The following is a 14,760-nucleotide window of genomic DNA, read 5'->3' as shown; positions in this document are numbered from 1 at the left end:
CGCCGCGTGCTCCCCATCCGCCCCGACGTTCTAGGCTAGGTGGATATGAGTACCCACGCCGCCCGGTACGCCGCTTTCCGCCGGCGCCAAGCAGAATCCAGCGCCGCCATCGAGGATTTCCAGGGTCTCTACGGATTCGAGTTCGACCGTTTCCAGATCCGGGCCTGCAAGGCGCTGGAGTCGGGCGAGGGAGTGCTGGTGGCCGCCCCCACCGGCTCGGGCAAGACCATCGTGGGCGAATACGCCGTGCACCTCGCGCTGCGCGACGGCGCCAAGTGCTTCTACACCACGCCCATCAAGGCGCTGTCCAACCAGAAGTACACCGACCTGGTGCGCCGCTACGGAGCCGAGCAGGTCGGTCTGCTCACCGGCGACAACACGGTCAACGGCGAGGCGCCGATCGTCGTCATGACCACCGAGGTGCTGCGCAACATGCTCTACGCGGGCTCGCGCACCCTGGCCGGGCTGGCCTATGTGGTCATGGACGAGGTCCACTACCTCGCCGACCGCTTCCGCGGGGCGGTGTGGGAAGAGGTCATCATCCACCTGCCCGAATCGGTGCGGGTGGTGGCGCTGTCGGCCACGGTCAGCAACGCCGAGGAGTTCGGCGAATGGCTGCAGCAGGTGCGCGGCGAGACGACGGTCATCGTCGACGAGACCCGTCCGGTGCCGCTGTGGCAGCACGTTATGACCGGCAAGCGCATCCACGACCTGTTCGTGCCCCTCGACGGGGAGGAGGACGGCGGAGAGCAGGGCGGCTCCCGGGGCGGCGGCGGAAAGCGCACCCGCAAGCGCGACCGCTCATCGCACGCCCGCCCCTCCGAAATCGTCGTCAGCGGCGAGCGCATGGCGGTCAACCCGCGGCTGATCCGGCTGGCCACCGAAGAGGACCGCATCACCCAGTTGGCCCACCGCCGGCGCCACCCCCAGTCGCGGGCGCGCACCTCGCCCCGTCCCAAGACCAAGTACGCCCCGCCCAACCGGGTTCAGGTCGTCGACGAACTCAACCACGAGGGCTTGCTGCCGGCGATCGCGTTCATCTTCAGCCGGGCCGGATGCGACGACGCCGTGCGCCAGTGCGTATACGCCGGGCTGGAGCTGACCACCGAGGAGGAGGCCGCGGAGATCCGCGCCTTCGCCGAGCGCCACTGCTCCGACATCCCCGCCCGCGACCTGGCGGTGCTGGGTTACGAGGAGTGGCTGCGCGCCCTGGAGCACGGCGTGGCCGCCCACCACGCGGGTCTGCTGCCGACGTTCAAGGAGGTCGTGGAGACGCTGTTCTCCCGCGGCCTGATCCGGGCGGTCTTCGCCACCGAGACCCTGGCGCTGGGCATCAACATGCCCGCGCGCACCGTGGTCATCGAAAAGCTCGACAAGTGGAACGGTGAGACCCACGCAGCGCTCACGGCGGGAGAGTACACCCAGCTGACGGGGCGCGCCGGGCGGCGCGGCATCGACGTCGAAGGCCACGCCGTCGTGGTGTGGCAGCCCGGCACCGACCCCGAGGCCGTGGCGGGGCTGGCCAGCACCCGCACCTATCCGCTGAACTCCAGTTTCCAGCCCTCCTACAACATGGCGGTCAACCTCGTGGGCCAGGTGGGACGCGAGCGCAGCCGCACCATGCTGGAGGCCTCTTTCGCCCAGTTCCAGGCCGACCGCGCGGTGGTGGGCCTGACCAAGCAGCTGCGCAAGCAGGAGGAGGCCCTGCAGGGATACGCCGAAGCGGCGCAGTGCCACCTGGGCGATTTCATGGAGTACGCCGGGATGCGGCGCGAACTCAGCGACCGCGAGAACCAGGCGGCCAAGGGCCGCAGCGCCCGCCGCCGCGACGAAGCGGTGCGCAGCCTGGAGCGGCTGCGTTCCGGCGACGTCATCCGCGTGCCCTCCGGACGCCACACCGGCTTCGCCGTGGTCCTGGACCCGGGGTTGAAGGGCGACACCCCGGCGCCTCTGGTACTGACCTCCAAGCGGCAGGTCAAGCGGGTCAACGCCGCCGACTTCCCGGTGCCGGTGGAGCCGGCCGGGCGACTGCGCATTCCGAAGAACTTCTCGGCCCGATCGGCGCAGTCGCGCACCGAGCTGGCCTCGGCGCTGCGCGCCAAGCTCGAAGAGACCGGCGGAGTCGACCCGGCCAAGCAGGGCGGGGGCGGCGAGGCCCCCGAGGACGCCGAGATCACCCGCCTGCGCCGGGATCTGCGGCGCCACCCGTGCCACGCCTGCCAGGACCGCGAGGACCACGCCCGCTGGGCCGAGCGCTACTTCCGGCTGCGCAAGGACACCGAGTCGCTGCGCCGCCGCGTCGAAGGGCGTTCCCACGTCATCGCCCGCACCTTCGACCGCGTCTGCGGCGTGCTGGAGACCCTGGAGTACCTCGACGGCGACACCGTCACCGAGGAGGGGGCCCGCTTGGCCAAGGTCTACTCCGAGATGGACCTGCTGGTCTCGGAGTGCCTGCGCCGGGGCGTGTGGGAGGACCTCGCCCCCCAGGACCTGGCCACGTGCGCGTCCTCGCTGGTCTATGAGTCGCGGCGGAACGACGACCCGTTCCCGCGGGTGCCCGACGGCCCTCCGGCCGCGGTGCTGGAGGAGATGGAGCGGCTGTGGGGCGAGTTGCACGAGGTCGAACGCGACAACGGCGTCGGGTTCCTGCGCCGCCCCGACCTGGGATTCGTGTGGATCACCCACCGCTGGGCGCGCGGCGACCGGCTGGACCGCATCCTCGGTGAGGCCGACATGCCCGCCGGCGACTTCGTGCGCACCACCAAGCAGCTGGTCGACATGCTCGGCCAGATCGCCGGCGCCGCCCCCGAGGACAGCGGAGTGCGCCGCAGCGCCCGCCGCGCCGTGGACCTCGTCCGCCGCGGGGTGGTCGCCTACTCCTCGGTGGGCTGATCCTGCGGCCCCGCCGGCGGGGGCCGGGCGGCGCGAACGCCCGCTTGGGGGCGGCGCCGACCGGCACAATGGCGGTGCCGGCCGTCGAGGGCGGCCGGGACCGGTCACCGGAGGATGTGCGCTGCGGGGGCGCCGATACCGGGGTGCCGCGCCGGCCGGGTGGGACGGGGATTGCCCGCCGGCCGGGCGGACAATGCTGCAGGCGAGGATGTTCACGGCCGCCACCGGTGCCGTGACGAGGAATACGGGGGCTGCCATGGCAGCGCGCACTCTGCTGGTCACCAACGACTTCCCCGGACGCGGGGGCGGATCCGAGACGTTCGGCAGCCGGCTGGCCCGGCGGCTGGCCGGCGACGACGGGCTGGGTGCGGTCGTGCACACGGTCGCGTCGGGGACCGGCGGTTACGACGATCACCAGGGCTATCCGATCGAGCGCGGCTCCGGACCGCGCCTGTTGCCGACCCCGCGCACCGCGCGCCGCGTGGCGGCGCTGATGCGCGGCTACGGCTGCGACCGGGTGCTGCTGGCCGAGGCCGGGCTCGGCCTGATGGCCGCCCGCGTGCGGGCCGGGAGCGGCGGCGAAGTCGTGGCCGCCACTCGCGGGATCGGCGCCTGGGGCCCGGCCGCGCGGCCGGTGCTGCGCGGCATCGCCTCCGGCGCCGACGTGCTGGCCTGCCCGAGCGAGGCAGCACGGGTGCGGGTCCGCGGCATGCTGGACCCCGACACACCGGTGCGGCTGGTCCGGCTGGCCGAGGGCGTGGATACCGGCGTTTTCCGACCCGGATCGGACGGCGCGCAGACACGCGGCCGCTTCGGTCTCGGAGCGGGCCCGGTGGTTCTGTGCGCGGGCCGGCTGACGCGCGACTGCGGTGCCGACAGCCTGGTGCGGGCCATGACCTGGCTGCGGGTACGCGTCCCGGGGGTGCGGCTGCTGGTGGCCGGAGGGGGACCGGACCTGCGGCGGCTGCGCGCGCTGGCCGCCTGGGCGGGCGTCGAGCACGAGGTGGTCTTCGCCGGCCCGTTCACCCGGGCCGAGCTGCCGGGGCTCTATGCCGCCGCGGACGTGTTCGCGCTCCCGTGCCGCGCGGATTCCGACCACCGGAACGCCGATTCGAGGGCGCGGCTGCTGGAGGCCGCGGCCTGCGGGCTGCCGGTGGTCGCCGGAGCGGCGGCGGGGGAGCGGGTGCGCCACGCCGAGACGGGCTACGTCGTCGACGGCGCGGATGCGCGGTCGGTCGCCCGCAAGCTGTCGCTGCTGCTGTCCGACCCCGACACCGCCAGGGCGATGGGGGAGCGGGGGCGCGAGTGCGTATGCGCGGAGTGGACCTGGGAGCGGATGCTGGCACGGCTGGAGCCGGCGGCGGAGCGCTGAAGGGCCGCCGGGCGTCCGCGGCCGGGCCCGCCCCGGAGACTGCGGCATGCGGGTGCGGCCCGGCCGGCGAGTGAGCTGCGCCCGGACGGGGGAGCGTCCCGGACATGGGCGGAAACCGGGCGGGGCGGTGGTCCCGGCCCCGGAGCCGCCGTATATATTCGGACGTCCTAGTAACAAGTAGGACGTCCACATAGTTCTCCGGGCGGGGACCCCGCCCCGACTCCAGGGAGCCCAGATATGGCCCACGAGCGCATCCTGCCCACATCCGAGGCCCGGGACCTGCTGGAGCTGGCCCGCGGCATCGCCGACACGGAACTGGCCCCGCGCGCCGCACGCGACGAGGAGCAGGGCGCCTTCCCGCGCGACGCTTTCGCGCTGCTGGGCGCCTCCGGGCTGCTCGGCCTGCCCTACCCGGCCGACTACGGCGGCGGTGACCAGCCCTACGAGGTCTACCTGCAGGTCGTCGAAGAGCTGGCCGCCCGCTGGCTGGCCGTGGGGCTGGGCGTGAGCGTGCACACCCTGTCCTGCTTCCCCGTCGCCGCCTACGGAACCGAGCGCCAGCGCGCCGAACTGCTGCCGGACATGCTCGGCGGGGAGCGGCTGGGTGCCTACTGCCTGTCCGAAGCCCAGTCCGGATCCGACGCCGCCGCCATGCGCACCCGGGCCCGCGCCGCGGAGGACGGGTACGTGGTCGACGGCGCCAAATCCTGGATCACCCATGGCGGCGCCGCCGACTACTACGCCCTGTTCGCCCGTACCGGCGAGTCCGACTCCGGCGGCCGCGGCATCAGCTGCTTCCACGTCCCCGCCGACACGGCCGGAGTGCAGGCCGACGCGCCCGAACGCAAGATGGGCATGGCCTCGTCGCCGACGGCGGCCGTGCGCTTCGACCGGGCACCGGTGCCCGCCGAGCACCGCGTCGGCGAGGAGGGGCAGGGCCTGGCCGTCGCCCTGGCGGCGCTGGACTCCGGCCGTCTCGGCATCGCCGCCTGCGCGGTCGGCGTCGCCCAGGCCGCGCTGGACGAGGCGGTGGCCTACTCGCGCACCCGCCGCCAGTTCGGCAGCGCCGTCGGCGACTTCCAGGGGATCTCCTTCATGCTCGCCGACATGGCCACCGGTGTGCAGGCCGCGCGCGAGCTGTACCTGGCGGCCGCCCGCCGCCGCGACGCCGGGCTCGCCTTCGGCACCCAGGCGGCCATGGCCAAGCTCCTGGCCACCGACACCGCGATGCGCGTCACCACCGACGCCGTTCAGGTGCTGGGCGGCTCGGGCTATACGCGCGACCTGCCCGCCGAGCGGTACATGCGCGAGGCCAAGGTGCTGCAGATCGTCGAGGGAACCAACCAGATCCAGCGCATGGTGATCGGCCGCGACCTCGCCCGCTCCGCCGACGCCGGATGACCGCCGGCCGCCGGCTGCCGGGAGGCGGTCAAGAATCGGTAACACCGCTGTGGCGGGGGCTGTGCACATCGCGGCGTCGGCTGGTACAAGAGTGCGAGCGCTGGTGTGGCACGGGTCACGAGCCCGTGTGACGCAGCCCGCCTGACGCGGCCGGGGTCGGCCGCTGCCTATCCGAATGGCGAACGGCGTCGGAGGCGCGAATGGCGCGGGTCCACCTGTCCGGGATCGGCAAGACCTACCCCGACGGGACGAGCGCAGTGACCGGGCTCGACCTCGATATCGCCGAAGGCGAGTTCCTGGTCCTCGTCGGTCCGTCGGGCTGCGGCAAGACGACGGCGCTGCGCATGGTCGCCGGGCTGGAGGAGATCAGCTCGGGCACGCTGACCGTCGGCGGCCGCGTCCTCAACCGCACCCCGGCACGCGACCGCGACGTGGCCATGGTCTTCCAGAGCTATGCGCTCTATCCCCACCTGTCCGTGCGCGACAACATCGGCTTCGGGCTGCAGCTGCGCAAGCGCCCCAGAAACGAGATCAAACGGCGGGTGGAGGCCGCAGCCGCGACCCTGGGTCTGACCGAGCATCTGGACCGCCGCCCCCGCAACCTCTCCGGCGGCCAGCGCCAGCGCGTGGCCATGGGCCGGGCCATCGTCCGCGATCCCCAGGCCTTCCTCATGGACGAGCCCCTCTCCAACCTCGACGCCAAACTGCGCGTGCAGATGCGCGCCGAGATCTCCCGGATCCAGCGCGGCCTCGGCGTGACCACCGTCTACGTCACCCACGACCAGGTCGAGGCCATGACGCTGGGCGACCGCGTCGCGGTGCTGAAGAAGGGCCTGCTGCAGCAGGCCGCCCCGCCCCAGGAGCTCTACGACCACCCGGCCAACCTGTTCGTGGCCGGATTCATCGGTTCGCCGGCGATGAACCTGCTGCAGGGCCGCCTCGACGCCGACGGCTCCGCCGCCCGCGTGCAGCTGGGCGGGCAGACGCTCGCCGTGCCCGCCTCGCTGCTGGAGCGGCGTCCCGGGCTGCGCGCGTATCTGGGCCGCGAGGTCGCCCTGGGCATCCGGCCCGAGGACATGGACGACGCCGAACTCCGCGACGGAGAGCGGGAAACGGTACTGACCTCCACCACCGACATCGTCGAGGCGCTGGGCCCTGAACTGCTCGTGCACTTCCGGCTGCCCGCGCCGCCGGTGGTCACCGACGACACCCGGGAACTCGCGCGCGACGCCGGCGCCGACGGGATCGACGCCGCGGCCCCGGACAGCGGCGCCGTCGCCCGGTTCAGCCCTCGCTCCCGGGCCCGCACCGGCCGGCCGCTGCGGGTGCGGGTCGACACCGGGCGCCTGTACTTCTTCGACCCTGCCACGGGAGACGCCATCCGGGGCGATCCGGACTCCATCCCCCAGCGGAGAGAGGGAACACATGCGTGAGCACCTGCGGTCCGGACGCGCAGCGGTGGCCGTATCGGCGGCCGCGGCCCTGGTCGCCGCCACCGCCTGCAGCCCGGGATCGGCGCCCTCCGGCGGCTCCGGGGGCCTCGCCGGCGTGGAGCTGCTGGTGGCGGCCAAATGGACCGGCGTAGAGGAGGACAACTTCACCGAGGTGCTGTCCGGTTTCGAGGAGGAGACCGGCGCCACCGTCACCTACGAGTCCACCGGGGAGGACACCGGCGCCTACCTCGGTCCCAAGATCGAGGCGGGCGAGCCGCCGGATGTGGCCGTGCTCCCCCAACCCGGCCTGCTTGCGGAGTACGCCGCGCAGGACGCGCTGGTGCCGCTGTCCGGCGACGCGGCCGCACGCCTGGAGGAGGACTACACCGACTACTGGCAGGACCTGGGCTCGGTCGGGGGCGACTCCTATGGCGTGCTGCTCAAGGCGGCGCACAAGTCCGTCGTCTGGTATCGGCCCGAGGCCTTCGACCAGGCGGGCGTCAATCCGCCCGAGACCTGGGACGCCATGACCGGAACCACCGCGCCCACGCTGTCCGACGCCGGAATCACCCCCTTCGCCATGTGCGGAGCCTCCGGGTGGACGCTGACCGACTGGTTCGAGAACGTCTATCTCGCCCAGGCCGGACCGCAGAAGTACGACCGGCTCGCCGACCGCGAGATCCCCTGGACCGACGACAGCGTCGTGCAGGCCCTGCGGACCCTGTCGGACGTGTGGAGCGAAAGCGACTGGATGGCCGGCGGCACGCGGGGCGCCGTGCAGACCGACTTCCCCACCTGCGTCTCGCAGGTCTACGGCCAGGAGCAGGCAGCCATGGTCTATGAGGCCGACTTCGTCGCCGCCAGCGCCCAGGAGGCCGGCGCCACGGTCGGCGAGACCGCCCGGGCCTTCCCGTTCCCGGCCGTGGGCGAGCGGGCACCGGTCGTGGTCGGCGGCGACATCGCCGTGGCCATGAGCGAGTCCGAGGGCGTGCAGCGGCTCGTGGCCTACCTGGCGTCGTCGAAGGCCCAGACCGACTGGGCGGGGTTGGGCGGCTACCTTTCCGCGAACTCCGGGGTCGAGGCCGGCGCCTACCCCGACGAGTTCACCCAGGAGCTGGCCCAGACCATCCTGGAGTCCGGCGACGACGTCCGCTACGACCTCTCCGACCAGGTGCCCAGCCGGTTCGGCGCGACCGAGGGCAAGGGGATGTGGGCCGTGCTGCAGGACTTCCTGCGCGATCCTTCCGACCCCGGGGCCGCGGCGCAGCGGCTGGAGCGGGCCGCCGCGAACGCGGAGTAGCGCCGACATGGCGACGGTGACGAGGGCGGCGCCGGCTCCGGCGGCGCCGCTGCGCCGCGGGGACGCGGAAGGCGGGCGGATGCGGTGACCGCGGAGGAGGCCCCCGCCCGTGAGGACGAGCAGGCCGGCGGTCCCGGGGCCGGGCGGGGCCGTCTGGGCCCGCCGCCGTGGCTGGCGCTGTTCTTCCTGCTGCCCGCCCTGCTGTTCCTGGGCGTCTACGTGGTCTACCCGATCCTGTTCTCCGTCTACCGCAGCCTGTGGGACGCCGCGGGTGCGGAGTTCGTCGGGCTGGACAACTACGTCCGGATGTTCACCCGGGCCGACACTTTCACCGCGTTGCGCAACAACGTGATCTGGATCGCGGTGGCGCCGGCCGTGGTGACCGCGGCCGGGCTGATCTTCGCCGTGCTGACCGAGCGCATCCGCTGGGCCACCGCCTTCAGGATCGTGGTGTTCATGCCGATGGCGATCTCCTTCCTCGCCTCCGGTGTGATCTTCCGGATCGTCTACGAGCAGGACCCCGACCGCGGCCTGGCCAACGCGGCCATCACCACCGTCCAGGACACGATCGCCCCCACCGGTGCCTATCCCGGCGCCGGTCCGCGCGACGGTGCGCCGCTGGAGGAGGCGCCGGGCGGCGGCTACCGGCTCGCCGACCCCGTCGCCCCCGGGGACGCGGTGGCCCTTCCGCTGGTGGGCGTCTCAGCCGACAACCTGCCCGCAGACGCCCAGGACGCGGTCGAGCCCCGGGCGGGCCGGGGCGAGGTCGCCGGGACGGTGTGGATGGATTTCACCCGCGGAGGCGGCGGGCGGGAGGGAGCCGTCGACCCCGGCGAGACCGGGCTTCCCGCGCTGCGTGTGGAGGCGGTGCGCGACGGCGACGCGGTGGCGGCCACCGCCACCGGCGCCGACGGCACGTTCGCTCTGACCGGGCTGGAGGACGGCCGGTACACGCTGCGGCTGTCGGGTTCCAACTTCTCCGATCCCTACAACGGGGTGACGTGGCTGGGCCCCACGCTGATCACACCCGCCATCATCGCCGCCTATCTGTGGGTGTGGGCGGGGTTCGCCATGGTGCTGATCGCCGCCGGGCTCTCGGCCATCCCGCGCGAGTCGCTGGAGGCCGCCCGCGTCGACGGGGCGACCGAGTGGCAGGTGTTCAGGCGGGTCACCGTGCCCCTGCTGTCCCCGGTGCTCATGGTGGTCTTCGTGACCCTGATGATCTACGTTCTGAAGATCTTCGACCTCGTGTTCGTGATCGCGCCGGGATCGGTGCGCGCCGACGCCAACGTGTTGGCACTGGAGATGTGGCAGGTCTCCTTCGGCGCCAGCGACCAGGGGCTGGGCAGCGCGCTCGCGGTGTTCCTGCTGATCCTGGTCGTGCCCGCGATGGTCTTCCAGATCCGACGGTTCCGCCGGGAGGAGCGATGAGCGCACACGCCGAACCGGCCGCATCGGCCCAGGAGGGCGCCGCACCTCCAGGACCGGGCGGCGAGGGCGCGCCGCACCGCTCGCCGGCCGCGCGCCTGGTGGCGCGCGCCGGGTCGGGGCTGGTGCAGGTGCTGCTGATCCTCATCGCGCTGTTCTGGATGGTGCCGACCCTGGGCCTGCTGTTCTCCAGCCTGCGCTCGTCGGCGGACAACGCCGCGTCGGGGTGGTGGACCGTGTTCACCGAGCCCGCCCGGATCACTCTGCGCAACTACGCGAACCTGCTGGACAACCCCGACTTCGTCGCGTCCTTCGCCAATACGGTACTGATCACGGTGCCCTCCACACTGATCATCGTGGTCGTGGCCGCTCTGGCCGCCTACGCTTTCGCCTGGCTGGAGTTCCCCGGCCGCGACTGGCTGTTTCTGGGCGTGGTGGGGCTGCTGGTGGTGCCGATCCAGGTGGCGCTGGTGCCCATCTCCCGCCTGTACGGCGGCACGCCGCTGTACGGGTCGATCCCGGCCGTGGTGCTGTTCCACGTGGGATTCGGGCTGCCCTTCGGGATCTTCCTGCTGCGCAACTTCTTCGCGTCCATTCCGCGGGACCTGCTGGAGGCGGCGCGCATGGACGGCGGCACGGAACCGACCGTCTTCCGCCGGGTGATCCTGCCGCTGGGCGGTCCCGCGATCGCCTCGCTGGGCATCTTCCAGTTCCTGTGGGTGTGGAACGACCTGCTGGTCGCACTGGTCTTCGCCGCGGAGACCAGCCGGCCCATGACCGTGGCCCTGCAGTCGGAGATGCGCCAGTTCGGGGCCAACATCGACGTGATCGCATCGGGCGCGTTCCTGTCGATGATCGTGCCGCTGCTGGTGTTCTTCGCCTTCCAGCGGTACTTCGTGCAGGGCGTGATGGCCGGAGCGGTGAAATAGCGGCGTACCGCCGACCGTGCGGGCTCCTCCGGGCCAACCGTCCGGTCGCGGCCGCCCCGGAGGCCGCGGAGGGGTGCGGCTCGCGCGGTGAGCGTCGCGGCGTCCGGCGTCGGACCCGAACCGCCGACGGGCCCCGGGGCGGTGCGCCCGGAGCCCGTCGGATGCCGCGGACCGGGCCGGCCGCCGCGGGCGAGCGCGGCGGCCGGGGAGGGGAGGGCCCGCTGCGGCCGGGGAAGGGTGTCGCGATCAGCCCGCGTGGCCGATGGCGAGGCCGCTGTCCTTGTCGAAGTAGTGCAGCTGGCTGATGTCGACGGCCAGCGAGATCGTGCCGCCGGGGCGCACCGAGCTGCGCGGGCTGACACGGGCGGTGAACTGCGCCTTGTCCTCGCTGCTCAGCGAGAGTCCGGAGTCCGCGTCTTCGCCGTCGCCGGTCGCGTCGGCGGCCAGGGCGGCGGCCTCCTCGTGGCGGACCGGAGGGGCGTTGACCGAGAAGATCACGTTGATCTCGGTGCCCAGCTCCTCGGTGACGTCGGCGACCGCCTCCATGGTGACGCCGGATCCGTTGCCCGTGATCGTGGCGTCCTCGTAGTCGGAGGGGCGGATGCCCAGGATGATCTCCGTGCCCATGTAGTCGCGCAGGCCCGGACGGGCTTCGACGACCGACTCGGGCACGGCCAGGCTGTGCTCGGCGAACTTCAGCACCGCGCCCGCGCCGTCCTTCTGCAGTTCGGCGTTGATGAAGTTCATGGCGGGAGAGCCGATGAAGCCGGCGACGAACAGGTTGGCCGGGTGGTCGAACAGGTTCTTGGGGGTGTCGGCCTGCTGCAGGCGGCCGTCGCGCAGCACCGCGACGCGGTCGCCCAGCGTCATGGCCTCGGTCTGGTCGTGGGTGACGTAGACGGTGGTCACGCCCAGGCGCTCGTGCAGCTGGTTCAGCGAGGCACGCATCTGCACGCGCAGCTTGGCGTCGAGGTTGGAGAGGGGCTCGTCCATGAGGAAGGCCTGGGGCTCGCGGACGATGGCCCGGCCCATGGCCACACGCTGGCGCTGGCCGCCGGAGAGGGCGGCGGGGCGGCGCTTGAGGTAGGTCTCCAGCCCCAGCATCGAGGCGGCCTCCTGTACGCGCTTCTGGATCTCCTGCTTGGGGATCTTGCGCAGCTTCAGGCCGAAGGCGAGGTTCTGCTCGACGGTCATGTGCGGGTAGAGCGCGTAGTTCTGGAAGACCATCGCGATGTCGCGGTCCTTGGGCGGGCGGTCGTTGACCACGTCGTCGCCGATGTAGAGGTCGCCGCCGGTGATCTCCTCCAGGCCGGCGATCATCCGCAGGGCGGTGGACTTGCCGCAGCCCGACGGTCCGACGAGCACCATGAACTCGCTGTCGTTGATTTCCAGGTTCAGGTTGTCGACGGCCTTGACTCCGCCGGAGTACACCTTGTCGACGCCGTCCAGGACGATCTTCGCCATGGGGTAACAGCTCCCGTGTCCGTGGCCCGCCCCGGCTCGCGGGATCGGGCTTGTCCGCTGTGGTGATCGCTCTATATCGATGTGTTGACCAATACTGAACATCAATGGCGCCGATCTGTCGATAGTTCGCGCGATTTCGATCCGATTGCGTTCACGATGTGAGACGAGCGTCGCGCGTGTGGCGCGGGCCACGGCGCGGCGGGGCGGTGGGCCGCGCGCCGGCGTCCGGCTCCGCGCTTGCGGATCCCGTATCGCCGTGCGCGCACGCTCCGGCGCGCGCGGGGTGCCGAGCGTCCCCGAAACCGCGGCGATCCGTGTGTCGGTGCAGCGCACGGCGCTGTATAGAGGGGGTTTAGGTGCGCCCGCCGCCGAGTGGGCAGACTGGCGTGCGGTCCCCGGGTGCGTTAGCCTGGCGACGGTTGCCCGGATCCGGTCGTCTCGCAGGCTCCGCGTGCGTGAGCGGGCGGGATTCCTCTCCCCGACACGTCGGCGAAGCGTTGCGGCGTACGGCTGCGAGTCTGGGTAATCTACGGACCAGTCCAGCACTGGACGGACCGGTCGAGCGGTCCGGTCGTTGTCTTGCCCGGCGTCGCACCACGCACCAGGTGCGTTCGCCGGCCTGATAAGGACCGGGGTTCCGCGGCCGGGCGGGGGGTTGGACCCGGAGAAGGCCCGAACATCCAGTAGACAACGGTCTCCGCGCTCGCCGCCGACGAGACGGATCCGGTCCGAAGGGTGCTTTCGGGCCTTTTCCGCGTCCCCCCAACTTTGGTGAAAGCGAGCCCGGCGTGGTTACCGACGACGCCCAGGACACGGGCGACAACGCGCAGGCCGCCGCTCCGGCGGTCCGGCAACCCCCTCGAAGCTCGCTGACCGGCCCCGCCCCGCGCGCCCTCGCGGCCGCGGCGGCGGGGCTGTGCCAACTTCTCTCCCTGCCCCCGTACGGCCTCTGGTGGCTCGGACCGGTCGGCGCCGCCCTGCTCACTCTTGCCGTCATGGGCGCCCGCGCGCGCCGCGCGGCGTGGCTGGGCGCGGTCTGCGGCGCGGCGCTGATGGTTCCCCTGCTGCGCTGGCAGGACGTCCTCGGCACGGACGTATGGCTGCTGATCGCCGCCGCCGAGGCCGTCTACTTCGCCCCGATGGCCGCGGGCCTGGCCCTGGTCGTACGGCTGCCGGGATGGCCGGTGTGGACCGCGGCGCTGTGGGTGCTGCAGGAAGCCGTGCGCGCCCGGTTCCCGCTCGGCGGATTCCCCTGGGGCAAGCTCGCCTTCGCCCAGCCCGACACCCCCTTCACCGGCTATGCGGCCGCGGGATCGTCGCCGCTGACCACGTTCGCCGTGGCGCTGGTAGGCGCCCTGCTGCTGGCGGCGGCGCTGCGCCTGGCCCGCCGGCCGCGCCGGGCGCGCCGGGCGCCGGCCGCCGCCGGCCTGCTCGCGGGCGCCGTCGCGCTCACCGGAGCCGGCGCGGTCCTGCCCGCCGCCACCGCGCCCGCCGTCGACCACACCGCCACCGTCGCCCTCGTCCAGGGCAACGTGCCGGGCGTGGGGCAGATGAGCGTCCTGGGCGAGCGCATGGAGGTGCTGGGCAACCACGTCGACGGCGTGCACCGGCTGGCCGAGCGCGTCGAGGCCGGCGAGGCGCCCCGGCCCGACCTCGTGGTGCTGCCGGAGAACGCCAGCGACATCGACGCCTACGCCGACCCGGCCGCCGCCGACATGATCGACGCTGCCGCCCGCGACATCGGCGCCCCCCTGCTGTTCGGGATCACCCGCTACAGCGCTGACGGCACCGAGCGCGAGGTGCGCAGCGTGGTGTGGGAGCCCGGTGCGGGGCCGGTCGACCACTACACCAAGCGCTACCTCGTGCCCTTCGGCGAGTACGTCCCCTACCGGGACTTCTTCACCCGCTTCGTCGAGCGGCTGGACCAGGTCGGCAGCGACGCGGTCCCCGGAACCGAGCCCGGCGCGCTGGACATGGGCGGTACGGCGCTGGCCACCGCGATCTGCTTCGACGTGGCCTTCGACCGGCCGGTCCGCGAAGCGGTGGCCGCGGGCGGCCAGATCATCGCGGTCCCCACGAACAACGCCAACTACAACTTCACCGGCCAATCCGATCAGCAGTTGGCCATCACCCGGCTGCGCGCGGTCGAGCACGGCCGCCCCGCCGTGGTGGCCTCCACCAGCGGCATCAGCGCCGTGGTCACCGCCGGGGGCCGGATCGACTACCGCTCGCCCGAGGCCGAGCCGGCGGTGCACGTCGCCGAGATCCCCGCCATGACCGGGCAGACTCCGGCCACCCGCCTGGGGGCGCTGCCCGAAGCCGCTCTGTGCGCCCTGGCGCTGGGCGCGCTCGCGGCGGCGGCCGGGCGGGGCCTCCGCCGGGCACGCGCCGAGCCCGCCCGGGGCGGGCGGTCCGGCGGCGCGGGCGGGGCCGATCCGCCGGAGGCGGCGCAGTGAGCCTGAGCGGGAGCACAGGACCGGATCGGTCGCCCCGGGCGGATCCCGATCCGCTGTGGCCGGTGCGGGAACGCTCAGGGCCGTT

Annotated in this window: 9 protein-coding genes; 8 read left to right on the top strand and 1 reads right to left on the bottom strand. The window is 73.0% G+C overall.

Annotation, left to right across the window (positions count from 1 at the left end; all coding sequences use genetic code 11):
• Positions 1–45: 45 nt before the first annotated feature.
• The 7 genes from HNR25_RS00720 to HNR25_RS00690 all read left to right on the top strand — a co-directional run bounded on the left by HNR25_RS00720 (position 46) and on the right by HNR25_RS00690 (position 10,755).
• A complete protein-coding gene (locus tag HNR25_RS00720; RefSeq protein ID WP_184632497.1) occupies positions 46–2,892 on the top strand; it encodes a DEAD/DEAH box helicase in 2,847 nt (948 codons plus the stop codon).
• A 256-nt stretch (positions 2,893–3,148) separates the two neighbouring features.
• On the top strand, positions 3,149–4,264 hold the full coding sequence (locus HNR25_RS00715; RefSeq protein ID WP_184632495.1) for a glycosyltransferase family 4 protein: 1,116 nt from the start codon (positions 3,149–3,151) through the stop codon (positions 4,262–4,264).
• Between the two features lie 237 nt (positions 4,265–4,501).
• Complete coding sequence (locus HNR25_RS00710) at positions 4,502–5,665, top strand: acyl-CoA dehydrogenase family protein (RefSeq protein ID WP_184632493.1); 1,164 nt, start codon at positions 4,502–4,504, stop codon at positions 5,663–5,665.
• A gap of 200 nt (positions 5,666–5,865) precedes the next feature.
• Positions 5,866–7,098: an ABC transporter ATP-binding protein gene (locus tag HNR25_RS00705; protein ID WP_184632490.1), complete on the top strand. Its 1,233-nt coding sequence runs from the start codon at positions 5,866–5,868 to the stop codon at positions 7,096–7,098.
• The gene (locus HNR25_RS00700) at positions 7,091–8,398 is read left to right on the top strand and encodes an ABC transporter substrate-binding protein (protein ID WP_184632488.1); all 1,308 of its coding nucleotides are present in this window, start codon (positions 7,091–7,093) and stop codon (positions 8,396–8,398) included. Before HNR25_RS00705 ends, HNR25_RS00700 begins: the two co-directional genes overlap by 8 nt.
• An 84-nt stretch (positions 8,399–8,482) precedes the next feature.
• Entirely contained in the window at positions 8,483–9,829 is a 1,347-nt protein-coding gene (locus HNR25_RS00695; protein ID WP_184632486.1) for a carbohydrate ABC transporter permease, read from the top strand.
• Positions 9,826–10,755: a carbohydrate ABC transporter permease gene (locus HNR25_RS00690; RefSeq protein WP_184632484.1), complete on the top strand. Its 930-nt coding sequence runs from the start codon at positions 9,826–9,828 to the stop codon at positions 10,753–10,755. Before HNR25_RS00695 ends, HNR25_RS00690 begins: the two co-directional genes overlap by 4 nt.
• A 246-nt stretch (positions 10,756–11,001) precedes the next feature.
• On the opposite strand, the gene HNR25_RS00685 is transcribed toward HNR25_RS00690, so the two are convergent.
• The gene (locus tag HNR25_RS00685; protein ID WP_184632482.1) at positions 11,002–12,219 is read right to left on the bottom strand and encodes an ABC transporter ATP-binding protein; all 1,218 of its coding nucleotides are present in this window, start codon (positions 12,217–12,219) and stop codon (positions 11,002–11,004) included.
• Positions 12,220–13,007: 788 nt separating this feature from the next.
• On the opposite strand from HNR25_RS00685, the gene lnt reads away from it, so the two are divergent.
• Entirely contained in the window at positions 13,008–14,675 is a 1,668-nt protein-coding gene (gene lnt / locus HNR25_RS00680) for an apolipoprotein N-acyltransferase (protein WP_184632480.1), read from the top strand.
• The last annotated feature ends 85 nt before the right edge of the window (positions 14,676–14,760 follow it).

Source organism: Streptomonospora salina, from assembly GCF_014204715.1.
In the GTDB taxonomy this organism is placed as follows: Bacteria; Actinomycetota; Actinomycetes; order Streptosporangiales; family Streptosporangiaceae; genus Streptomonospora; species Streptomonospora salina.
This window is presented reverse-complemented; position numbering and strand designations above follow the sequence as displayed.